We start from the raw sequence: 24,410 nt of genomic DNA, 5'->3' as shown, positions 1-24,410 counted from the left end.
AGACGAGTGCTGTCGTTTATTTTACTCCGGTGCCGGCGCTTCGGCCTGCGGAAATCTTTCGGCGAGGGTGATCAGTGTGAGGAAGGTGAGCTGCGTTCGCTGGACCAAGCTGTCGCAATGCATATATTCCTGCGGAGAGTGAATGTTCCCCCCGCGGACCCCCATCGTATCGACATTGGGTATACCCAGTGCTGCCAGTCGATTGCCATCGCATACGCCGCCGGTCGGCTCCCAGGCCAGATCAATCCCAAGTGTCTTCCCATTTGCTTGAACCGTCTTGAGTAGCGATTCATATGCTTCGGTCATGGGCTTGGGAGGGGCGAAGAATCCGCCATGGCGGATCAAGGTGATGCCATCTTGGGTTTCCTCGATAATTCGATTGATCGCAGCATTCAATGCTCCTTCAATATCAGCAGAGGGGTATCGCACGTTGAATCGAACGACAGCAGTATCTGGTACCACGTTCGTGGGGCCTCCGCCATCAATCTTGGCGACGTTGATTGTCGTATCGTGCCAACGCCCGTTCAACGCATGCAGCTTCTGGGTAACTTGGGCTGCCGCCACGATTGCGTTTCGTCCCTTGAAAAACTCGCGGCCAGCATGTGCCGCTTGCCCCCGGACAACGATTTCAAAGTTGCCAGATCCCTTCCGCTGCCCCACAAGACTGCCGTTGGGCAGGCAAGGTTCGAACAACAATCCAAAATCGACTCCATCGGAATGATTGCTGAAAACCTCGCGTGAGGCAGGCGAGCCAATCTCCTCGTCGCTGTTAAGGATTACTTTCCATCCCAATTTAGTATTGCCAGTTGCCTCGACATAGTCTTCGAATGCTTTCAATGCCCACAAGAGAACAACCAGCCCACCTTTCGCGTCGGCAACGCCGGGGCCATGAAGAATGTTGCCCTCTTGCTTGACCAGCTGGAAAGGGGAGTTGGCCGGATAGACAGTATCCAAGTGAATCGACAGAATCGCCTGACGAGGAGCTCCAACACGCCGAAATCCAAGTAGGACATCGCCGATGATGCGTTCTTTCAGGTCACCATGTTCGTCGACGAAAAGCTGCGGTACGACAGGAACTGCCTGGACATCGTCGGAAACAGCGCGCAGTTGGTCGAGCACCAGATTACCCAACTGGCTAAGACCAGCCAGGTTGCTAGTGCCAGAGTTGATAGCAGCCCATAGCACCAGCTGGTAGAGCATTTCATCCCGCTGCGATTCAATACGGGATAAGATGGTTTGAACTTCCGATTCCAGTGCCATGGCCATCCTGCCGAAAAGAGTTATAAGAGATTTTACGCGCCATTGGGTATCTTACGCCATAGAATGTAAGCGGACGCGTGTCGATTTTTGATCTCTCGCTACCCCAGCCGACTTTGACAGGAGCCAGTGATGTCAGAGATTCTTGTTCTTGTCGTTGAAGACAACCCGCTTCAGGCCAAACTAATCGAGGAACTTCTCTCGGAAACAGGCGAAACGAAGTTTACCATATACAGTGTCGAACGGCTGGAAACGGGACTGAATTATCTGTCTCAGAACCGCCCCGATGCTATTTTGCTCGACCTTACACTGCCTGACAGCGAAGGCCTGCCGACCTTTTTGCGAATGCATGAGGCAGCCGGTAATATTCCGGTGGTCGTGCTGACCGGCAATGACGATCTTTCTCTGGCTGCCAAAGCGGTCGAAGCAGGTGCCCAGGATTATCTTGTCAAAGGGAAGATCGACGGACACCGCCTGGCGCGGTCACTAAGGCTTGCTGTCAAACGCACGCATGCCGAGCAGCAAGAATGGAATTCGCCCATGCTGCATCTGGCTCAGCAGCAATTCCTGAAAGCGGCTCAAATCATGAGCCTCGACGAAAACCTGCGAGAACGGCTACTGTTCCCGCAGCGGACACTTGTGGTCACGCTACCATTTCGCAGAGATCGCTACACGCACGTCGAAACCGTGTTCGGCTACCGTGTCCAGCACCTCTTGACGATGGGACCAACCAAAGGGGGCATTCGCTATCACGAAGACGTCGGACTTGGCGAAGTGTCGGCACTAGCGATGTGGATGACCTGGAAATGCGCATTGATGCGTCTCCCTTTTGGAGGGGCCAAAGGTGGAGTCCGAATTGACCCGACGGACTTGACTAGCCACGAGATACAGCGACTAACGCGCCGATACACGATGGAAATCATCGAAATGATCGGCCCAGATAAGGACATTCCCGCTCCTGATATGGGAACAAACGAGCAGGTTATGGCATGGTTGATGGACACTTACAGCCAGCAGCTAGGCTATTCAGTACCAACGATCGTCACCGGCAAACCCGTGGCACTGGGGGGCTCCCTAGGGCGTCGCGAAGCGACCGGTCGAGGGCTTGTTTATGTCGTTGAAGAAGCCGCCAAGGTGATGGGAATGCCAATGCAAGGAGCAACTGCCGTCGTCCAAGGTTTCGGTAATGTGGGTAGCAACACGGCCCGGCTGCTGGAAGAGCTTGGGACGAAGGTGATCGGTGTTAGCGATGTTTCCACCGGTCTCTACAATCCGAAGGGGCTTTCGGTCACCGATTTGCTGCAGTATGTCGAGGACAATCGAGTTCTCAAAGGTTATCCGCACGCCGAAGAGGTAACTAACCAGGAGCTGCTCGAACTTAAGTGCGATATCCTGGCACCGTGTGCGTTGCAAAATCAAATTACGGCGAGCAACGTCGATAAACTACAGTGCAAGATGGTAGCCGAAGGGGCCAACGGCCCGACTACCCTGGAGGCTGACGAGGTGCTTAAAGATCGAGGGATCTTCGTCGTGCCTGACGTTCTCGGCAATGCTGGCGGCGTGACGGTATCGTACTTCGAGTGGGTCCAGGGAACTCAAAACTACATGTGGACTCTGGACGAGATCAATTCACGGCTGAAAAAGATTTTGGTCGATGCATTTCAGCGAACGCTTGGTCGTAGTGAAAAGCAAAACCTTGACTTCCGTACAGCCGCACTGATCGAAGGCATCGAGAGAGTAGCCGAGGCCAAGCTGCGTCGTGGCTTGTTCCCATAATCCTTTGTGCTAGTTTTGCAGCTTTTTGTCGGTACTCTCGAAGATTTTATCGGCGCTTTTAGCAACGAAACCTTCAAAGAGGGTACCGTCCGGTTGACAGTAACGCCGGGCAAACTCGTAGTAACAGCCCGGTACTGCGTGCACTCCATCGTTAAATGGTACGTCCACGACTGACGCAATCGTTGACGATTGTTCTAAGTAAACTTCCGGCGAGCCCTTGATGGCTCCCCCTTCCTGATTCAATGCAAACCCTTCATTCACGAGAAGGGTGTTCAATGCCTGCAAAGAGTCAATTGTCGTCAAGGCATTGACGAAGACAGTGAAGTGATTTGCACAATAGCCATGAGCGGCCATCCAAGCAGCGTACTCGCTCTGTTCGCTGAGCGCTTCATAATCCGCATAGGGAACTTCCCACAATCTTCCTGCCGTACACAGCGGTTGAGTCAAGGAGGTCATGTCTGGCAACTGGTCTAGCATCCGCTGAATGGTATCGCGGAATTCACCTGAAAATTCATCCAAAAGCAGTTCGCTAATAAAGACCTTGGGCAGCACAGGGTCGATGTGTTGAAAGTGCCTGGCATAGAGCTTCTTAGCCTCGAAGTGATATTCGCCTGCTGCCTGGTATCCTGCCTCTAGAAAGGGGATCGCCAGTCGATCTATTCCGATTCGCGGATCCTGAAATGTTCGAAACGCGATGTGATCGTTGACGATGGTCTCGCCACGATCTGAAAGCAATTGGTGGATCTGATCGGCCTGCGGATTGATTTTCCGATACGAGTCCCAGAGCTGTTCGATAAGCTTCTCGATGCTGCGATCCATTACGTTCTCCTTGGTATAAGGTACCAATCTGAAGAATTCTATCCTGATCTCTGGTTCAAGCAACTTTGTAAGTAAGAAATAAGACTTACGGGCGGTCAAGCGTTGGTGCTGTTGTTGTAGAAGATCCAGCGGGCAGAGACTAAACTAATCTCGCAACGAATCAATCCGAATTGAAGGGGAATCATGAGTTGGGTTCGTTTAACGGCTCCTTGGAATCCTGCTGGGACACCTCATTTTCCCCTGCTGGAGTTCTCTTTCATGACATTTCGTGCACTTATTATCACGTTGCTGCTGACTTTAGGTCTGGGCGGATTTGCCGTTCAGGCAGAAGAGACGAATAGGAAAGAGTACTCACCGGTCATGCTTTCCGGTGATTGGGTACCGGAAAAACCGCATCAGATTGACTTCGATAATCTTCCCAAGATTCCCTCGCAACACGTAGTGATTAGTGACGTCCGCAAGCCGAAAGGCGTGCATCAACACAACTATCTTACGTTCTACGATGGCCGCTTTTGGGCCATGTGGAGCGACGGACCGGGCGTAGAAGATCGAGTAGGCCAGCGGGTATCCTATGCGACGAGCAACGATGGCATCCAGTGGAGCAAGCCCAAGTACGTCACGCCAGAGCCGCCCACCTCGGGTAAGGACTCCAAGCATTACAACACGCGCAGCAGTGAAGGTTTTCGCTGGATCTCGCGCGGCTTCTGGCAGCGAGATGGTGAGCTTCTCGCTCTATGCTCACTTGACGAAGCGGCTGGCTTTTTCGGAAAGAGTCTGGAGCTCAGGGCGTTCCGTTTCGATAAGAAGGGCAATGCCTGGGTGGATCATGGTCTGGTTCACAAGAACGCAATTAATAACTTTCCACCCAAGCAGATCCCTACCGGCGAATGGATGATGTCGCGGAGAACCTACGACTACTCCAAACATGGTGTCGAGTTTCTGACTGGTGGCGTCGATGCGATCGATGACTGGGAGGCTTTCCCGGTACTTGGCTCCAGTCAGGAATTAGCGGCCGAAGAACCTTACTGGTGGGTTCTACCAGACGGTCGTCTGACGGCATTGTTTCGTGACAATCGTAAGAGTGGTTACCTGTATCGTTCGTTCTCAGAAGACAATGGTCGTACGTGGAGTCGTCCACGTCGTACCGACTTCCCCGATGCTCGTTCCAAATTCAGCGGTGTACGCTTGGCCGATGGGCGTTACATCTTGGTGTCGAACCCCCACCCGAAACGACGTGACCCTTTGGCCCTATCGATCAGTAGCGATGGTGTTGTGTTCACGAAGATGGGGTATCTGGCCGGAGGAAGACATGTTGATTACCCGCATGTTATCGAGCACGATGGCCATGTACTGATTGCATTTGCGACACAGAAGCAGACCGTCGAAGTGCTGAAGATTAAGCTCGAGGACCTCGACAACTTGACGATGCCCGACAAGCCACTTGTTAAGACCGCCCCCAACGAGTCCAATCAGCGCGAGTAGCAACATGGTGGTGGGTGCGATTGTGCCCCGAATGTAGCCTATTCTTTTCCGCTTGTCTCGCTGGAAGTGGACATTGCTCTACGGTAAATCGAGGCCGCTGCTTCCAGCGGATCTAGATACAAACATTGCACCAATCGTCTAGGGTGTCAGGCGTTTCACGTATAGGTAATATGCACCGCAGACCTCATCCCCACTCTCATTCAACAAATAAGATTGAATTTCCATGGGGCCTTTCGAGAGATGCTGTTGGGTGATAAACGCCGTTTTCGTCTGATTCGGCGTATCGAGTACCTTTACGTTATCGCTAAGGCGAAGCTTGGCCGCGTGGATCGGTAGTGCGGTGCCTGCGATAAAGGTTCCATCGGTTACCTCCTTCGCCGCGCAACCTTTTGCGAGTTCCAGGCCGCTTTCTCTAGGCCAGCGCCGAAGTTCAAACTCATATAAACCCGGCTGATCGACTTGAACGTGCCAGGCTCCGTTCTTCCGGACCCCGCGTCGAATTTGAATTTGTTGGTCGACGAACACATCCAGCCATTCGCAGCCGGAAAGCAAAATCGGGTTTTCTGCGTCACTTCCTATAATCACACTCTGCGGTTCAAGCACGTCGTCTTTGACTTCATCCCACCAGCGATCAAGGTGCGAACGCATCTTGGCGACGATATCCGGATGCTTGTCCGCTACGTTGTGATCCTGGTGGATGTCGTTCTGGACGTTGTATAGCTCGCGATTCTCGATCAACCGCCAATGCTTCCACATAACACAGGCACCGTCGCGGTGAGGAATAGCCGGATTCTCTGTCGTGTAGGTCACTTTAAAACTCGGCATCCGGCTATAGTTGATTACCAACATACGGTCAGTCAGTTCGCTTGTACGATCGTCAATCAAGGGGCGTAAGCTTGTTCCGTCCAGTTTCGCTGGCAAATGCGTTGTGATCCTGCATAGGTCCGCCAAAGTTGGCATCAGATCTTGAACATGACAAAGCGTATCGATCTCACCTGGATTGTTAATGCCGCTCGGCCAGCGAATGAAGCATGGAACGCGATGTCCACCTTCCCACAATGTCGTCTTGTGGCCTCGCATCTGGGCGTTGTAATAGTGAATGCCCATTGTGCTGCCGTTGTCGGTCAGGAATACGACGATCGTATTTTCCTTTTGCTCAATCTTCTCTAGGAACTGGTCCAGAAGTCCCACGTTGTCGTCGATGTTCGCACCCATCGCTAAGAAGCTGACAAGGTCCTTCCTTTGATTCGGCCCGAGTGACTTCCCCACTTCCGGATGGGAGTTCATGGCCGCGCGAATTGCATCGCGGTATGAATCGGGCACGAACCATGGCCAGTGGGCAGCGTTCAAAGCGATGTAAGTGAAGAAGGGACGGTTATCTTGGGGGTTATCAATCCACTTCATCGCTTCGCCAAAGAAGACATCGGTACAGTATCCTTCGTACTTTTCGCGTTTCGTGTTGTGAATATAGGTATCTTCGAAGTAGTCGTTGTCCCAATAGTCGGGCACACTGTTGATATGTGAAGAGGGGAACCAGAGGGCCTCGTCAAATCCCCGGTCTTCAGGCCGAAATGGATAGTTGTCTCCCAAATGCCACTTGCCAAAGTGCCCTGTCCGATAGCCTGCGTCCTGGAACATATTTGCCATCGTTTTCAATTCAGGTCGTAGCAAAGTTCGGCCGCTGCTGACGTTGATTGCACCATTGCGAAACGCATCCAGGCCACTCAACAGTTGCCCACGAGTTGGCGTACACATGGGAGAAACGTGAAAGTCGACGAACCGCACACCTTCTTGGGCCAGGCGATCGATATTGGGTGTGCTTGTGATGGGATTTCCAGTGCACGAGAATTCACCATACCCCTGGTCATCGGTCATAATCACGATGACGTTAGGACGCTCGACCGCACAGACAGTACTCGGCGCTAACATGTAGCTACCAAAGATCAGTCCAATTGTCAGTAACACAATTGATTTCATGATGAGTGTCTTCCTCTCAAAGTATGGGTTGGAAGAGAGACGATTCCTGGGATTTGGCCTGTCATTTTCGGAAGCGATTGCGAAGGGAGTCAATCAGGACCGCGACGACAATCACGCTGCCCGTAATGATTTGCTTGTTCGCGTCGGATACGCCGATCTGGGCAAGGCCTGTCTGCAGGACCGAAATGATCAGCACGCCGATGAACGAACTGATCACGCTCCCCCGGCCACCCATCAAACTGGTGCCGCCAATCACGCATGCCGCAATTGCTAGTAGTTCCATTCCGATAGCCGCATTGGGATCAGCACTTGAAAGACGTGATGTCTGAGCGAGGCCAGCCAGTCCACATAGGAGACCACTAAGGGTAAACACGGCGACGGAATATGGCGCTGTCCGGATGCCGGACATTCGTACAGCTTCTTCGTTTGTCCCGATCGCAATGCAGTAACGACCAAAAACGGTCCTGGAAAGCAGGAACTGCCCTACTAGTACGGCTCCCAAAGCAAGCAGGAATGCCGTTGATAAATGGAGATAGGGAAGAGGTTCACCGATCGCCTCGACCTTAGAACCAATATATTTGGTCTGAGAATCAGTGACGACCTTGGTCGCTCCACGAGCAATCTCCAGCATTCCTAACGTGACGATGAACGATGGGATACGAAAGCCTATCGATACGCACCCGTTAAAAAGACCGCACAGCGCACCTGTCGCCAGGCAGACGGGAATAGCAGCCCATAGCGGCCAGCCTGCATCTACCATCAAGGCACCGAGTACAGCCGAAGACAAGGCTAGTATGGAACCGACTGAAAGATCGATTCCGCCGACTACTAGGATGAAGGTCATTCCAACAGCAACGAGCGTCAGGTCAGGAATCTGGTTTGCGATCGTCGTGAAGGTTGATCTTTGCAGGAAGTTTTCGCTTAGCCCACTAAACACGCCCACCATAACGACCAGCACCACGCACAGGCCGCCATATTGAACAAGGATCTCTTTGACTGCTTTGGAGTTCATGCTTCGACACTCCGTGCACGGTAACCAGAAAAGGCAGCTTGCATGATCAAATCGTGGGACATGTCTTGTCGTTCAAAGACCTTTACTAATGTTCCATTGGACATCACGGCGATTCGATCACAAGTCTCGAAAAGCTCTTCCAGGTCACTACTGACGATCACAATCCCCTTCCCTTCGGCCGCCAGCGAATCGATAAGTCTATAAATTCGCTTGCGTGCCGGAACATCGATGCCTCGCGTAGGTTCGTCGAATAGATACACGCTGGCGTCGGTTCCTAACCAGCGTGCAATGACAACCTTCTGCTGGTTTCCGCCGCTTAGCGTTCCGGTAGGTTGCTGGTCGTCGGTGCAGCGGACTTCCAGCGATTGACAATAGTGTTCGGTCGCTTTCTGTTCCGCTTGAAACCGGATCAGGCCGGCCTGGCTGAACCGGCTGCTCATGGCAGCCAGGGTTGTGTTGACTCGTATGGATTGAGAAAGCAGCAAGCCATTCTTCTTGCGGTCTTCGGTTACCATCGCGATGCCCGCTGCGACTGCTTCATGGGGATGGCGAAACCGCCGCGGTGTATCGTCGTCTGACACATAGACAGTTCCGGACGAGGCTGTATCAGCACCGAAAATTAATCGCATTAGTTCCGTACGACCCGAGCCAACCAAACCAGCGATTCCAAGGCATTCTCCGCGGCGAACCTGAAAGGAGACATTCTCGACCATCCCGCCAGAAAGGTTCTCGACGCGTAGGGAAAAGGTAGATGACACTTTGACGGCATCATCTGACTTCCGTTGCTTTGTTGTCTGTGCATGGGAAACCTGCGGATGATCGCCGGTCATCAGTTCGACCATTTCGTCGGTGGTAAGTTCGGCTGTGTCGTAGGTTCCGACCATCGTTCCATCGCGTAAGAATGAGATTCGATCGGAAATACGCTTGACCTCGTCCAAACGATGGCTGATGTAAATGATACCTACCCCCTCGGATCGCAGTTTACTCAGCCATAGGAACAAGGAGTCAGCTTCGGCGGCACTTAACGCAGCGGTCGGTTCATCCAAGATTAGCAGGCGACACTCCCGATAGAGTGCGGCAGCAATTTCGATCATCTGTTGCTGACCAACACCCAGGGTTTCAACGATTGCATCGGTCGGAATATCTTTGAGATCGAGTCGGTCGAGTGCCTCGCGGGAGAGGCGATGGAGTTCTCGCTGCCATATGACGCCCCCAAGGCCAGGCAGCCTGGTCAGCAACAGGTTTTCAGCGACGCTCAACGTGGAGATGAGATTGAATTCCTGCTGAACTATTTCGATTCCGGCGGCTTCGGCTTCACGTTTTGACAGCGGATGATAGGCCTCTCCCTGGATGGACATTTCGCCGGATGTAGGGTGAACCAGCCCAGCGATAATCCGCACCAAGGTACTTTTTCCTGCTCCGTTGCCTCCTAAGAGTGCATGGATCTCCCCTTCACAAACAGTTAGAGAGCCGTCGCGCAGGACTAACGATTCGCCATATTGTTTGGTTATGCCGGTGACTTTCAGCAGGTTCGACGACGAATCGTTCACGGAGATAGCGACTCCTTCGTGATCAGATCGACAGGCGTTTCTACGTCTTCGACCGCCGCGTCGGGGTTCTCAATCAATATCAGAGCATTTTGAATTCCGTAGACGGCCAGTTGATCTCCGTGTTGGTCCGCCGTCGCGATGATCTTGTCTTCCTTAATGGCCTGCTGAACCGCTGAGATATTATCGAACCCAACAATCATCACGTCGTCCGATCGACCAGCTCCCTTCACCGCGGCGACGGCTCCCAGTGCCATGCTGTCATTGGCGGCCAGGATCGCTTTGACTTCTGGGTGTTCGCTAAGCATCGACGATGCAATGGTATTCGCCTTACTCATTTCCCATTCGGCTGATTGGTGATCTACCACCTTGATTTGTGCCTCGTCCATCGCTTCCTGAAACCCAGTCAGTCGCTGCTGACCGTTGAAAGAAGTGCGGACACCTTCCAGGATGCACACGGCATCGCCAGATGCCAGTTTGTTTGCCAGATAGTCGCCGACTTTCTTTGCCCCTGCTTTGTTGTCGGGCCCCACAAACGGAATCACGACGTTCTCCGCGGCGAGCACCTCGGCATCGAGTCGATTGTCAATATTGATCACGATCACGCCTGCCTTCTTCGCCCTGCGTAAAACGGGCACGAGTGCCTTTGAGTCAGCTGGAGCAATCACGATCGCGTCGACGTTACTGGCGATCATCTCTTCCACCAGCGACACCTGCCGGCTGATATCGCGTTCGTCTTTGATACCGTTTACCACAAGGTCGAACTGGTCAGGATTCTCGGCCTGATAGCTCTTGGCACCGTCGGCCATGTTCGAGAAAAACTCGTTGGCGAGCGACTTCATGATCAAAGCGATGCGTGGTTTTTTGACTTCAGACGACGCTCCGTTTCCTGCAGTCGACGACGAGTCTTCCGACTTGCAGCCAAGCAGGAGCACGAGTAGTAATAGGCCTGGAACTATTTGTTTCATTGGATGGATCCCCAAAGTGCTTCGATTTCAGATCGTGTGCCCATGCTGGGCTGGGCTCCCATGCGTGACGCAGCTATTGCTCCAGCGGCGTTACCGAAACGTACCGCCTGGTCCAAATCTCCATGCTGGGCCCAGTAAACTGCCAGCGCACCGGCAAACGCATCCCCCGCCGCTGTCGTATCGACCGCGTCGGTTATAAATGCAGGAATCATACGTCCGCCATTTTCGTCAAATAGAAAAGAACCACGGCTCCCCATCGTGATGACAACATGCTGCGCACCTTTCGCGTGCAGTGAAGCTGCCGCAGCGGATGCCCTATCAACGGAATCGATAGTAATTCCTGTCAACTGCTCTGCTTCATGTTCATTCGGGCAAATCAAGTCGACCTGTAGCAAGGCTTCAGGCAAAGCAGACGGAACGGGTGCTGGGTCGAGGATCACTCGGACTTTCGCGGCCTTAGCGATCCGTATAACTTCCCGCACCGTTTCCAGAGGGATCTCGAGCTGAAGCAGTACGACATCACTCGATTCAATCACGTCACGGAGTCCTAACGCATCTTCTGGCGTGAACCTTCCATTGGCACCCTCAATAAAGATGATCGAATTCTGAGCCGCTGGGTCGACCATGATCATCGCCAAACCGCTTTCGCAATTGGGAGTCGAAAGAACATGACGGCAGTCGATCCCCTGCTCTTTCAGTCTGCCAGTCAAACGCTCGCCGAAGGCATCTTCCCCGACGCGACCAAGCATCGTAGCTTGTGCGCCAGCTTTAGCGGCCGAAACGGCTTGATTCGCTCCTTTACCGCCAGATATCTCGTCGTACGAACGAGCGACGATCGTTGTACCAGGCTGGGGAAAATGATCGCAGCGGAGTACAAGATCCATGTTGATAGACCCTGCCACAGTTACCCTGATCGGAATGGTAGAATCTGGCATTCGACTACCTTTCAACAGCGGATGTGCCTGGCGATCTATGTGGAGGCTCGCTGGAAAGAAGCGTCAATGCTTCGATGGCACGAGCTTTCTGATCATCTCGCAAAATCAGGTAGCGATCGCGTCCACCCTCTTTTGGCTCGAACGTTGTGTAGCCGTCCTCAAGCACGGTTACCCTGCCGGCAGGTGAAAGATCGAAGTAGTGGTGATCGGGGCGAACGGCCACCAGTACCGACGTTAAATCCCAGGTCGGACGATTATGTGGGGGCGGATTGTACAGTACGTATGCTTCCGAGACCGGATGGTGTGCGACATAGTCAAAGTCGCGTTCAATGCTTTCGTGGGGATAAGTCAGATTCAGGCCAATTTCAAACCCGCTCCAGATGATGGGGGTGGGCCATTTCGAGAAGAGTCGACGGGCCGAAGGAATATCCTTGAAAACGTTGTACTCGCGATATGGCTTAGGTTCGCCGGTCTTATCGGGGATTTTCTGAAACGCGGCGGCCATAACAGAAAGCAGCCGAACCTTCTGCTTGACCAGCTCAAGGCCTGACAGCGAGCTGATATCATCCGCTGGCGAATCCAGCAGATTTGCCAGGTTAGTAGAGAATCCGACTTGGCAAATGACGACCGAACCATCCTTCGATTCGGCTAAGGCCTTGCGCAGGACATCGACGGCTTTAGGGGCTTGCTTACCAGACTTCAGGTCGTGGGGGAATCGCGGCTGATCACTATCGGTAGCTGATGCCAGTCCATTGAACTTGCCTTGTTCCGGAGTAACACCGCTTTGACAAACACCAATGGGAATGTCGCCTCTTCCATAAAACGTATTGATGCAATCGGCAAACGGAGCGGCTAATTCATGGTCTTTGGTAATAGTGACCGCCAGAAGTTCGCATTCGTCGCGCGACTGAAGTGCGTGAATCATTGCCAACGCCAGCACATCGTCGCAATCGTTGCCAAGATCGGTATCAAAAATCAAGGGAATCGGGACTTGGGGTTCATCGGCCAGCAATGCCTGGGGTGAGAACAGCCCGATGCTTGCCAGCAACAGCCTTAACAATAGTTCGCGTTTCATGATGGGGGCACCTTTCCAACAGATGCTCGAGTGAGGAGAGTGACAGGTAGCTTGTGCAGTTTTTGCGAGGGGACTTCACCGCTTAATAGTTGTTGGGTGACGAGTGTAGCCGCCAAGCGCCCCAGTTCCGGCACATCTTGCGATATGGTCGTCAACGGAACTTGCATGAAGTCAGCAAACGCGACGTCGTCGAAACAAACCAACGAGATATCGTCCGGCACGCGTAGCCCCAGTTCAACAGCGGCTTGATATGCGCCAAACGCGTTGGGCGTACTCATGGCAAACAGTGCAGTGATTTCGGGATGGGTTGTCAGCAGTTGGCGCGCAGATCTGTAACCCGATTCATAGGTGAATTGATCGCCGGCAACCATAGCCGAATCGAACTCAATATCGACTTCGGCGAGGGCTTCTTGAACCCCTAGCAGTCGTTGATCGCAAGGGAGCGTGCCAGCGATTCCCTGCAGCACACCGATGTGACGGTGGCCGTTTTCCAATAACAACTTCATCGCCAGCAGTGTTCCTGCGATGTGATCGGACGTAACTTGAACCATTTCTGAGCATGCCTTGCAGCGATCGACGAGCACCAGCGGGGTCCCATGATGGTGAACGCGCTCGAGATGTTCGAAGCTCAGTCCGATCGGACAAACGACCAAGGCTTCCACGCTACGGTCGACTAGCTGGTCGATCAGCTGTTTCTCTTTTTCAACGGAGCCGCCACTGTCGGCTAGAATCGCCGAGAAACCATCTGCTTCAGCCGAGATAGTCACCGCGCGGGCAATCGACGAGAAAAAGGTATTGGAGAGATCAGGTACGACGATCCCTAACAGACCAGTGCGTTTCAGACGTAAGGAGCGAGCTACCTGGCTGGGACGAAAGTCGAGCTTCTCTGCCGATTCACGCACCAGTTGGGCAGTTGATTGACTGATCCGGTACTTTTCTGCCAGCCCATTGAGAACACGGGAGGCAGTCGAGACACTTACGTTTGCCTCGCGTGCAACGTCGCTCAAAGTCGAATTGGAGGGGGCTTTTGTCACGGAATCGAATAGCGATGGATAAGGTAGAAAATGCAAAAATCACAGTGCACAATCGATTGTGCTTTATGTTATAGAAATAATTCGCGATTTCAAGTGGCGCTTGAATAATTGGGATTGAAGACAAGTTGAAACGCACTTCGTAATCAATCAGTGCGTTCATACGAGGCAACCCTGGACGCAACGGTTCGAGGCTTTCCGTTTACTTATTCCGAAAGAGTTCCGCGCTGGGCCAGCGGTCTTCAAATCCGCGGACGCGTTCTTCCACCGGCGGTTTAACATTGGGCCAGTTTTGAGGACGGATACGGACAACTCGCCCAGGGCGAAAGCCTTCCAGTATGAGCGGGACCTCAAATTGGATCTGAATCCCACTACTGCCCGGTGTTGGCTCCTCTTCAACTTTCTTGACCGAGATGATCTTGCCATCCATGCCGTCGTGGTCAGGCCACCAAGTCCGAAGCGTGTTCTCGGCGGCGGCCATCTTGCCACCGATACCTGGCTTGAAGTCGGCGTAAAGTGTGTCATCCATTCCACCGAACAACGTTGCCGTCACGGTTGCATGACCGAATTTGCCGTATTCGATCTCCTCGACTCGAGCAGGCATCCAGCGGGTGCGAATGTGCCGGATGTGTCGCTCTCGTTGGCGTTCCGAGGCGACTTTCATCGCCGCATCGTCCAGCCAAATGTCGGATATATGAAACTGTTGGTACAAGTATCGCGGATGCCAACCTAAAGCCAGTTGAACAGACTGACCGTCAAGCTGCTTTTTGCCGTTGGCGGGCCAGGTCTCATCTGCCACCAGGTCCTTGATGCCAAGTAGCTCGCGGCCGCGCCAAACACGAGTCGAGCCATCGATCGTATACGTGTGCTCTCCTCCGAGCCCATCGCCACCTTCGCTTCGATCGAGATTAGCAACCAATTCTCCCTCAGTGCCATGGAGATGGATCTCCTTCAGCTTCCAGGCTTTTCCTTCCCGAAGGCAAAGGCTAGGCCCATCCTCTAATAGAATCGCATGGTTCTCACGTGGCGCTGTCACATTGTTCCCGCTGACGTTCGGAACGGCTGAGGTCTTTGGGTCTGGTGGCAGATAAAACCGTCCGTAGAGGACGGTACCAATAGGGATATCACGCAGTTCGGCGGGTGCACCGTGATAATAGACTTCACCATAGGGCAACATGGCGAAGTGGTGAAGGTGTCCTTCGTGATAATGGTCGTCAACATGCAGCCGCAGGCTTCCACGACGATTGACGTGATCTACAAAGACCAGTTCGCCTCGGTATGCTTTTGCTTCGTTTAGCGGCGGGAACACCTCAGGCGTAGGGCGAAACGGTTCGTCCGCGGATAGTTTGCTGACTATTAACAAAAGCATAAACAGGGTGCAAAGACGAACCAACACAATAATGCTCCGATGAACGCGGACGTGAATGAAGCCTGTATCCTGTGTCATGGCTTGCGCGTGTTACTCAGTTTGTTGAGTCGAGTTATCCTAGTTTCAGTTCCGCATTACTGTCCCCAAAAGTTTCGGTCTCGACACCCATCTTATGCGCCATCGTCAGCAGTAAATTGCTCATGTGAGCTCCTTCGTTTACCGGACGGCTGCAGAGGTGATAGTGCTTGCCAGGCGTGTCCAATTCATAGCCGTCAAAATGCCCCTGGTTCAGGTCGATATGGCGACCATGTTTGAGGCCGCACCCACTTCCACCTGCCAATACAAGCGGCAAATTTGCGTTTCCGTGGCCATGTCCGTAAGCCATTCCGCTGCCAAATAGGGACATGGTCGTTTCGAGCAGCGGACGACCGTTTAGATCAGGCGTCTCTGCCAAACGAGTCAGGAAGTAGCTAAACTGCTCGATACTGAACGCATCGCTCTGTGTCAGCTTCTCCATATGTCCAGGGTCGCCATTGTGGTGGCTCAGTTCGTGCCGCGATTGCGAGATACCGAGTTCAGGAATAGGCAGTCCCTGCCCTTCGATTCCACTACTGAAAGTAACCACGCGTGTGGCGTCGGTCTGAAACGCGAGCACAACAAGATCGTAGATCGTGCGGAAGTAATCTCCTGCCTGAGTCTGTGGTACTTCACGATCGGTTCGCCGCCGATCCTGTTCCAGGATTTCCGGCCGTGGAACATCTAGCCACGCGTCGGCTCGCTTAGCGCGAACTTCAGTCTCGCGCACAGCTGTTAAATATTGGGTCATTCGCCCCTTGTCTTCATTGCCCATGCGTCGTTCCAGGGAACGCACTTCTTCCAAGTTTGCATCCAACACGCTCTTCTTGCGGCGTAATGCGCGCCGCTGGGCAGCGGTACCGCTCTTCGGCTCTTCGAAGAGGTAAGCGAAGATCTCGCTGCAGCGACTCATACCAGGCAGGCGAATGCCGTCTGCGGTCCAGGCCAGCGACTCGCCCTTGTTGGCGATCTCAAGCGAGTGAAAACGAGTGTGCGGTGATGTTACTTCGGCCATCTTCTGGTCGACAGAAATCGTGTTACGGTCGGTCGGTCCTAGCTGGCCACCGGTGAGCCAGATCTTCTGGCAATTGTGATGATGCCCTAAGCCTCCTGGGTGATGCATTCCGCTGATTGGCGTGATGACGCTGCGATGTTTCTCCAGTGACTGAAGCGTACGCGAGAGCGTGTATTTCTCGCCTGGGGTGGTAATCTGGTAGTCGAGCGTATTGACGCCATTGGGTATGTAGATGAATGCACTGCGCCGGGGCGGCTCCAGGGCTTCACCGAACGCAGGCCGCATGCAGTTCAGCAGTGGGAGCGTGATGAAGCTGCCAAGACCACGCAGGACATGACGGCGATCGATATGCCAGGAGGGTGTCATCGCTTAACTCGCAAAGGTTTTCGGATAGATGCGTTTAAAATCCTACGAGCGTGTTACCGCTTCTTCATAATGTCGGACAGAGCAACTGCGCGAACAATGTCTTTCAATTGATAGTTGTGGCGTTTGGCCTCTTCGACAATCGCTCCAATATCTTCTCGGTCATCCACCGTCAGGACACGGCGTAATCCGTACGAGCAAAGGTGCTCAATCAGCGCATGTAGGAATTGATCGCGATCTTCCAGTAATAGTTGTTTAAACTGCTCGGCGTCGGCGAAACCACGACCGTCGGGCATCTCGCCGCTAGGATCAACAGGCGGATCGTCCCCGGTCCCCTTTTCGACACGTTCGTGGGTTCGCCACTGGCCGATCGCGTCGAATTGGTCGAAGGCTAAGCCCAATGGGTCAATGTTGCGATGGCAGGCCGCACAGCTTGCATTCTGGGTATGGGCTTTGATCTTATGCCGAATCGTCGCTTTAGGGCTGTCAGGCGGATTGGGTTCGATCGGGTCGACATTAGCAGGTGGCGGAGGGGGAGTCTTGCCGAAGATCGCCTCGCTGATCCAAACCCCGCGGTGAACGGGGCGATGCCGCGTTCCATCTGAGGTCAAGCCAAGGATCGCGCCCATCGTCAGCAGGCCGCCGCGGTGGTCTTCGGGACGCAGAGCAACCTTTTGCGGGCCGGATGCCTTTGGGGCAGGCAAACCATAAAATTCGCAAAGCCGCGAATTGGCCATCGTCCAATCCGACGTGATAAAGCTATCTATGCTCAAGTTACTCGAGAATACCTCACGAAAGTACTGTTTTACCTCCTCACGCATGCTTGCTTCCAGCCAGACGTCGTATTCCGGGTACAAATTACCATCCGGCGGAAACATCCCAACGCGGTGAAGCTGTAGCCATTGTCGGGGGAAGTCGTTGACGAATCGATCGATCTTCGGATCGGAAAGCATACGATCGACCTGGTTGGCAAGTTCGCCATCGGTAAGCTTCCCAGCGGCAGCCGCGTCGAAGAGAGCTTGATCCGGCATGGAACTCCAAAGGAAATACGAGAGACGCGAAGCAAGTTCCCAGTCGTTTAGTCGCTCGCGGGATTGAGTGTCTCCCTCGACCAGATAAGTGAAATTTCGGCTATTGAGTACGCCCAGTAAAGCGATTTGATAGGCGGAAGCCATGTCTTCACCGGCCGCGAGTTCTTCCTCGTAGGCCTTGATATAGGGTAGAAGTTCGTCGTTACTAACCGGACGCCGCCAGGCACGTTTGGCGAATTGATTGAGATGTTGCGTGATCACTTCTACGGATGCATCAGCCGAGGGGAGTACCCCCGTGCGTGTTGCTTGTTCCGCTTCACTCTCGATGGGGCCTTCCCATTCGATCCAATCGAGCAGCACGAACGAGAAGATTCCATTCCCATCTTCGTCGAAAAGTTTGGGGCCTGTCGGATTCAATAAGGTCGTTTCACTGGTATGTGTGAAGACATAGTCGGAGCCACCCAGAATATTACGATGATGGGCCCCCTTGTCGCGTGAGATGATGTCGGTAACAACGACGTTGAAATCGAGACTCGTGGGCATTTCCAGGAACACCTCGAACTCGATGATCTCTGGTTTGTCCTCGGGGGCCAGAATATCCAGCTCGATCAGGCCCTCGTTGGTACCTTCCCCGGTACGCTTGCCAATCCGTAAGTGAGGTGTCTGGCCACCGGGCGGTCGAACGCCGCTGATTTGCAGTCTCGCTCGATATAGCCCACTTTTCGAAGCACCCGTACTAAACCAATGGGGTCGCAGCGCCTGAAGTTCTCGTCCAGGGAAGATTAAAGCACGCAGTGGGCGCTTGATTCCAAATCGGTCGAGATACTCCTGCTGGCGTTTTCCTCCATCGTATCGAATTTCTGCCGCCGACTTATGAATCGTCTGCGACTCGACTGGCTGCTCTGGAAACGCTCGGCTTAAAACAATTTCTGAAGCGCGATAGTAGCGTTCGACGTGAGACGGTGATAGCGACAGCTGCGATCCGATGCGTTCGAATCCATGCCAGAGCGGATCGGCGTTGAGCTCGCCAGGTTGGGCGGGATCGTAGCGAACCCCGAGCAGGTCGTAGACCGTATTCTGATATTCTTGTCGGCTTAATCGATAGTGGGCCACCGGCGACCGAGCGGCCATGCGTGCGGCTCGGCCTTCGCGGATGCGGGTATCGAGCTGCGCAATAACGGCGGCAATTTCGTTTTCGCTCGGCTGCGGTTCATCCTCCGGCGGCATTTCGCCAGCATTGATGCGCTCGACGATTTCCGCCCACAGATGCCCATCGACTCCGGACTTAAAATCGCGTGACAACTGATCAATCCGCAAGTTACGCTCGACCATTTCTGGCCCATGACACCGAATGCAGTGCGCTTGCAGGAACGCCTCATAGGGTTCCGCGGCCGAAACGACGGTCGCCCCATAGAAGAATGCCAGCATCATGCATGATAGACGCATAGGGAAGGCCTGGTTCTTGGGAGGAAGGAGATTGAACAGCGTGGGGTTTAGGCAGGAAACGAAAGCGTATGAAATGCTCGCAGATCGTTCAATCGCAAACGATTCACATATTCTTACGAGGTTGATGCTGGTCCGTCCGATAAAGCCCCATCATCGAAACTCTGCTTTCGCTAGAGTTAGTGTAACTCAACACGCAAATGCTCGCACTCAATTATCTAGAATTCAGACTGAGGTCTGTTCCGATGAAAGTAATGGCCGGGCGGAGGTTCTTTACGCTAGCGAACAATAAGATCCCATATCGAATTCCATTCACGCAAAATCATACAGCGCGATAATCGTTCACAACCGTAGCCAGACAGATGTATTCTGCGAGGAAATAGAGGTTCAATGATCAATGGGTACCACAATAAGTCAGATCGCCGCCAATTTGGCCCGAATTATCTTGTGATCGCGCGATCTGCACGACACTCAATTCGCAGTGGTTTCCGTGTCATCGAGGCCTAGAAGGTCTAGTGAAAGTTCGTAAAGTTCGGATTCATCAAGAGCGAGTCGCTGCGAGAAGTTATCCCAATCCCCGAAAAGCAACTGAATTACAGAATTCGATATAGCTTCGTCGAAAATTAGCTCTTCGACCAATGATCGGTTGGTGAGTAGTTTGTCCGGAAGATTTGTATCGGAAATCTGGTTGAGAGCGTTATCAGACAGTGGCTCCCTGATGGCATACGAGGGACTGTCGAGTTCATCCTGGGGCTTGGCATAACCGATTGACTCACCTTCAAGGGTGGTGAGACTGGCCTGCGGAACGATAGTCAAGGAATTAACGTTAGCGAAGATCTGTTCGTTGGTGAGTGATGTATTGCCTCTTAATGGAGTTAGGTTTTGCGGGGCAAAGCCAAATAACACAGCGAGAATCAGATTTCCGTCGGTTGAGGCGTCGACGTTTCCACTTTCATTCACATCCAGAGTATTGTCCGAGATCAACGCGGCCACGTTATTGGAAATCTGTGCCTCGGTTAGAACGGAACTTCCTCGAAATGGGGTCAAGTTCGAGTCAGGCAGGCCGAACATTACTGTGAGGATCAGGTTGCCATCGGTTGACGCATCAACTGTCCCGTCTTCATTTACATCGAGCGGAGCAAATTGCGTCGATGTGTCGTCGTTAAAAATAGTGCCCGTCAGTGAGCCTGTGGAGATAACGAAACTTCCGTCACCTGTAATCGAGATGGTAAAGGTCTCATCTGCTTCGACAAGCAGATCCTGACTTGAGCTGAATGTAACTAGTTTCGAAGTTTGCCCTGGTGTGAATACGACTTGCCCGCTGGGTAGTGTACCTCCAAAATCTGCCGCATCGACTGGGGAGGCACCACTTCCTTGGGCAGCGTACTGAATGGTAGTCGTTTGCGTGGAATCGCCAGTTCGAACGATGCGATAGGCGAAAATGCTACCTTCGCTCACACCACTGATAACAGCTTCGATTCGCACACCGATGTCGTCATTGTTGATAATGCCGCCGGAAACTGCTGTCTCAATCACATGCCCTAGTGATGGATTAGAAAGGGTGATAGTAAATGTCTCATTTGTCTCAACTTCGTCGTCACCCTGAACATCGATTGTTATTGTTCGCTGTGATTCATTCGCATTAAAGAGCACGCTGCCTTGCGGCAAAGATCCACCGAAGTCAACCGCATCTGCGGTATCATTGGTCTCGATGCTGACGGCGAAATCAACGGAGGCGATGGCACTTACAGCCCCTGAACGTGTAACGAGGAAGGTCAACGGTGTTAGTCCTTGGTCTCCTTCTGCAGCCTCGTTCGTAAGTGGCGTAATTGAGAAAGCGGCATCATCGTTAATAATTAAACCTATTGCCTGGTCTGTTGAGATGGTCACATCGGAAGATGGTTCAGAAAGTTCAACGATGAAACTCTCGTCCTCTTCAACCTCTGAGTCGTCCTGTACTTTGATGTCGATTTGTTTCTGAGTTTCACCAGGAGCAAAGGTTAACTGGCCTGAGGGAAGGGCATTTCCGACAAAATCGGAAGCAGTGGCACCAGCAATTCCATCACTCAATACATCAAATCGGATATTGGAAGTACTAGTTAAGTTTCCTGTGCGGTTAACGATAAAGGTAAGACTTGTAGAGCTGCCCTCCCCTTCCTGTTTTTGCGAGTTTACGGGAACAATCTCAATCGATGTATCATCGTTCAAGATGGTGCCTGTGAAGATAGAATTGGAGAGGGTTGCGCCAGTAGATGGTCCACTGAGCTTCAACTCAAACGACTCGTCCAGTTCGACGTTGTTATCGCTCGCCAGAGTAATTCGGATCACTTGGCTATCTTCGCCAGGCGCAAACGTGATTGTTCCGCTGGGGATTATCCCACCGAAGTCGGCTGCATCGGCGTCACCTCCATTGAACGCATAGTCGACGTTATGCGAAACACTCATGTCGCCACTCCGCTGCAGAATGACAACCACTTCCGTGTCATTGTCCGATTCAGCGTAGGATTGTGCGGGAACGACAAACCCAATTGCGGCGTCGTCGTTTGCAATTTGTCCGTCGACCGTCGTTTTATCGATTGGGATGCCGGCAGTTACCACAGTGACGTTCAGCGAAAAGCCCTCATCCGCTTCTACCGTGCTATCGCTTGCCACCAAGATGTCGATATTGCCTGACATATGGTCAGGAAGAAGCGTCAACGATCCGGAAGGTAGTACTCCAGCGGCGAAGTCTTCCGCACTGGCCTGGGACACTCCTAATCCGGAAACGCTGTAGTTTAGTTCGATTAGCTGGCGAGGGTCGCCGAGACGGGTAACCGTGTATTGATAAATGGTTGTCCCAGAATTTCCTTCGGATTGGCTAATTAGAGTCGGCGCTAGCAGCAGCTCGGCATCATCGTTGAGAATCACCCCTTCTGCTTCCGCCACAAGGATGCTTGTATCTGCCGTGGGATTGCTTAGAAGCACTTTGAAGAGTTCATCGGCTTCCACCTGTGAATCGCCACTAACTGATATGGTTAATAGCTTGCTTGTTTCGCCGAGGCCAAAGCTAAGTGTTCCCGAAGGGAATGTTCCTCCGAAGTCGTTTGCGGAAGCCGGATTAACACCACTTCCTAGAACCTGGTAGTTGAAAGTAGTGGCCCCACTCGTGTTTCCTGTACGCGCAATCGTGAATGTAAAATCTGTCGTCCCGCTATCTGACTCATCTTTCGAAGCAGCCAAACTAAAGATTTGCAGCCCCGCGTCATCATTTTGAATGGTTACGATAGCCAAACCATCGTCGATCGTAGCATTCACCGCGTTACTAAGTTCCACGGCAAAGGTCTCGTCTGATTCTACTTCGACATCTTCCACTGTAGGTAACTGAAAAGAATAGCTGGTGGAATTCGCCGGAATGGAAATAACTTGGTTCAGCGAAGTGAAGTCGGTTTGATCTGCCGTTCCCGAGAGCGTCTTAACGGTAACTTGAATGACATCCGTCGTCGGTTCGGAAAGAGAAATTACGATGGTCGCGGTATTTCCTTCGAGAACGCTCACATCGGCGACGGAAAGCAAAACGTTCGATGCTTCAACAATAGATCCCGTCAAAACGTATTGTCCGAGGCTTCCATACTGTGAATACCCTACCGGGCTACTTGTCAGCCATGGCGGCGAGGAAGGATCCTCAACCTTGTCGGTGATGGGATTGTATACACCATGGCTACCGACACCATCAACTTTCAGGTAGTAAGTTCCCGCTTCTAGTAAGATGTCATTCAAGGATGCCGATAAGTTATTGCTTGGGTTCGATTGAGCAACCAAATTACCGTTGGAGTCATAGATACCTGCCCAGATATCCAGGTTGGGGCGTGACGAAGGAGATTGAAATTGAAAGGAGCCAACGCCGCCAGTGGTTGTGAAAGCAAATACGTCCAAGTCCGTATTCCGTTCAATAATACCGGACCCACTGAACGACGATTCTCCTCCAGAATTCAACAAGGTTGCCGTGCTAATTCCATTGCCATGATCGTCGGCACGGAAGGTGAACCCATTGGTGGTGGTAATAACATCAAGGTCATCCTTGCCGTTGCTGTAGTTCGCCGAAGAGGTGTTGTTATTGGCGTTATAGTACTCACCGAAATCCCACTGAGAGACAGCTACGCTATACGAGGCACCCATGATCGGTCCCCACTTGGTAACGCCGCTACCGTGACCACCGTAGTAGGTTGTGCCATCGGTTAGGCCATCATGGGCGAGATTAAGCATGTGCCCAACTTCGTGACTAGCTGCTTCTGCCACGCCTAGCAAGCTGGTGTTGTAGACGAATCCCGGTTCGTCAAGTGGATCCTCAAAAGCGCCGATATAGGCATGCCCGCCGCAGCCACAATCGGCAAACGTATCATCCGTAATGACGACTCGTGCACCCCACTGCGAATCCCCTGTGCCCGACTTGCGAAGGGCCTCGGAACCGGGATCTTCAGTAGTAACGTTGACGTCAAATGGGGCAAAATCTTCGGCTACAATTTCCCATACGTCCTGAATGCGTTGCAATTCTGAGTTGCTGAATGTGCTGGGATCACCGTCGGTGTCGTAAGCCGGGCTTTCGATTGTTGTCACCCCATATTGAGTGTTCCAGGTCGTGCCTACGGTTGTGTGCCCGTCGAAATCGAGATAGATGGTAAAGCTGGAGTCGGGCTTACTGTGGAGCTTGAAGGTTTCCGACAATGGGAACATCGCTTCGATCGAAACCGAATTTTCGGTCGGGATACTGGATACAAGCCAATCTGGTTCTATCTCAGAGTCTCGTAGGTAGACCTCTTCGGCTGGAAGACATGCCACCTCCGAGTCAATCGCTTCTTCGATTGACTCGGTGGATCCCCACTGAATCATCATTTCGCTAAGCCATGCAGGTTCGACAGGTCCCGAGTTAACGACCATCATGGGAGAATCGGAAACCAGTTGGTCATCGGACGAGACTTGCAGGTCGATTGGCGTGCTTGAAAGCATCCAGCGGCTTTCAAGTCTTTCTATCCGCGAAGTATTGAAACTTGGGTAACGTCCTGTCGAGAACCTGCGACGAGGAAGATGTAAACCTCGTTGTTGTTTATTCTTTGCCACGATAGTCGCTGATTCTTTAAGGGGTAGTTGCATCGCTTAGCGTAAGCGACCCGATTTAATGACTCTCAATAGCAAATAGGACTAATTTGCCCTCGGCGAAGCATCCTGCACTCTTGCTATCAAACCGACGTTTTCCATCGC

At 52.7% G+C, this 24,410-nt stretch carries 15 protein-coding genes; 2 read left to right on the top strand and 13 right to left on the bottom strand.

Going from position 1 to position 24,410, the window contains the following annotated elements:
- Positions 1-21: 21 nt before the first annotated feature.
- Positions 22-1,260 carry a hydrolase gene (locus C5Y96_RS23380; protein ID WP_158261383.1) on the bottom strand — a complete coding sequence of 413 codons (1,239 nt, stop codon included), beginning with the start codon at positions 1,258-1,260 and terminating at the stop codon, positions 22-24.
- A 129-nt stretch (positions 1,261-1,389) separates the two neighbouring features.
- Here C5Y96_RS23380 and C5Y96_RS23375 point away from each other — a divergent pair, with 129 nt between their 5' ends.
- Complete coding sequence (locus tag C5Y96_RS23375; protein ID WP_105358459.1) at positions 1,390-3,033, top strand: Glu/Leu/Phe/Val dehydrogenase dimerization domain-containing protein; 1,644 nt, start codon at positions 1,390-1,392, stop codon at positions 3,031-3,033.
- 9 nt (positions 3,034-3,042) lie between these two features.
- Here C5Y96_RS23375 and C5Y96_RS23370 read toward each other — a convergent pair whose 3' ends face one another.
- Positions 3,043-3,951, bottom strand: coding sequence for a DUF1338 domain-containing protein (locus tag C5Y96_RS23370; RefSeq protein WP_233199072.1), 909 nt, complete (start codon positions 3,949-3,951; stop codon positions 3,043-3,045).
- 159 nt (positions 3,952-4,110) lie between these two features.
- Between C5Y96_RS23370 and C5Y96_RS23365 the strand changes: the two genes are divergently transcribed.
- A complete protein-coding gene (locus C5Y96_RS23365; protein WP_105358631.1) occupies positions 4,111-5,334 on the top strand; it encodes an exo-alpha-sialidase in 1,224 nt (407 codons plus the stop codon).
- A gap of 138 nt (positions 5,335-5,472) precedes the next feature.
- On the opposite strand, the gene C5Y96_RS23360 is transcribed toward C5Y96_RS23365, so the two are convergent.
- The 11 genes from C5Y96_RS23360 to C5Y96_RS23310 form a co-directional block, all read right to left on the bottom strand.
- Positions 5,473-7,311 carry an arylsulfatase gene (locus C5Y96_RS23360; RefSeq protein WP_105358455.1) on the bottom strand — a complete coding sequence of 613 codons (1,839 nt, stop codon included), beginning with the start codon at positions 7,309-7,311 and terminating at the stop codon, positions 5,473-5,475.
- A 61-nt stretch (positions 7,312-7,372) separates the two neighbouring features.
- Complete coding sequence (locus C5Y96_RS23355) at positions 7,373-8,323, bottom strand: ABC transporter permease (RefSeq protein ID WP_105358453.1); 951 nt, start codon at positions 8,321-8,323, stop codon at positions 7,373-7,375.
- A complete protein-coding gene (locus C5Y96_RS23350; protein WP_105358451.1) occupies positions 8,320-9,873 on the bottom strand; it encodes a sugar ABC transporter ATP-binding protein in 1,554 nt (517 codons plus the stop codon). The genes C5Y96_RS23355 and C5Y96_RS23350 overlap by 4 nt, the downstream gene beginning before the upstream one ends.
- Positions 9,870-10,838: a sugar ABC transporter substrate-binding protein gene (locus tag C5Y96_RS23345; RefSeq protein ID WP_105358449.1), complete on the bottom strand. Its 969-nt coding sequence runs from the start codon at positions 10,836-10,838 to the stop codon at positions 9,870-9,872. The genes C5Y96_RS23350 and C5Y96_RS23345 overlap by 4 nt, the downstream gene beginning before the upstream one ends.
- Complete coding sequence (gene rbsK / locus C5Y96_RS23340; RefSeq protein WP_105358447.1) at positions 10,835-11,773, bottom strand: ribokinase; 939 nt, start codon at positions 11,771-11,773, stop codon at positions 10,835-10,837. The genes C5Y96_RS23345 and rbsK overlap by 4 nt, the downstream gene beginning before the upstream one ends.
- 4 nt (positions 11,774-11,777) lie before the next feature.
- The gene (locus C5Y96_RS23335; protein ID WP_105358445.1) at positions 11,778-12,848 is read right to left on the bottom strand and encodes a nucleoside hydrolase; all 1,071 of its coding nucleotides are present in this window, start codon (positions 12,846-12,848) and stop codon (positions 11,778-11,780) included.
- Positions 12,845-13,855 (bottom strand): LacI family DNA-binding transcriptional regulator, encoded by a 1,011-nt coding sequence (locus C5Y96_RS23330; protein WP_233199070.1) that lies wholly within the window; start codon positions 13,853-13,855, stop codon positions 12,845-12,847. Before C5Y96_RS23330 ends, C5Y96_RS23335 begins: the two co-directional genes overlap by 4 nt.
- A 226-nt stretch (positions 13,856-14,081) precedes the next feature.
- On the bottom strand, positions 14,082-15,326 hold the full coding sequence (locus C5Y96_RS23325) for a hypothetical protein (protein WP_199188775.1): 1,245 nt from the start codon (positions 15,324-15,326) through the stop codon (positions 14,082-14,084).
- A 34-nt stretch (positions 15,327-15,360) separates the two neighbouring features.
- Positions 15,361-16,704, bottom strand: coding sequence for a DUF1552 domain-containing protein (locus C5Y96_RS23320; protein ID WP_105358441.1), 1,344 nt, complete (start codon positions 16,702-16,704; stop codon positions 15,361-15,363).
- A gap of 53 nt (positions 16,705-16,757) precedes the next feature.
- A complete protein-coding gene (locus tag C5Y96_RS23315) occupies positions 16,758-19,178 on the bottom strand; it encodes a DUF1592 domain-containing protein (protein WP_105358438.1) in 2,421 nt (806 codons plus the stop codon).
- Positions 19,179-19,646: 468 nt separating this feature from the next.
- Positions 19,647-24,269, bottom strand: a complete 4,623-nt coding sequence (locus C5Y96_RS23310; protein WP_158261382.1) for a Calx-beta domain-containing protein — start codon at positions 24,267-24,269, stop codon at positions 19,647-19,649.
- Positions 24,270-24,410: the final 141 nt, after the last annotated feature.

It is taken from the genome of Blastopirellula marina (assembly GCF_002967715.1).
Classification (GTDB): domain Bacteria; phylum Planctomycetota; class Planctomycetia; order Pirellulales; family Pirellulaceae; genus Bremerella; species Bremerella marina_B.
The sequence above is the reverse complement of the archived record's forward strand: the minus strand, read 5'-3'. Positions and strand labels throughout refer to the sequence as shown.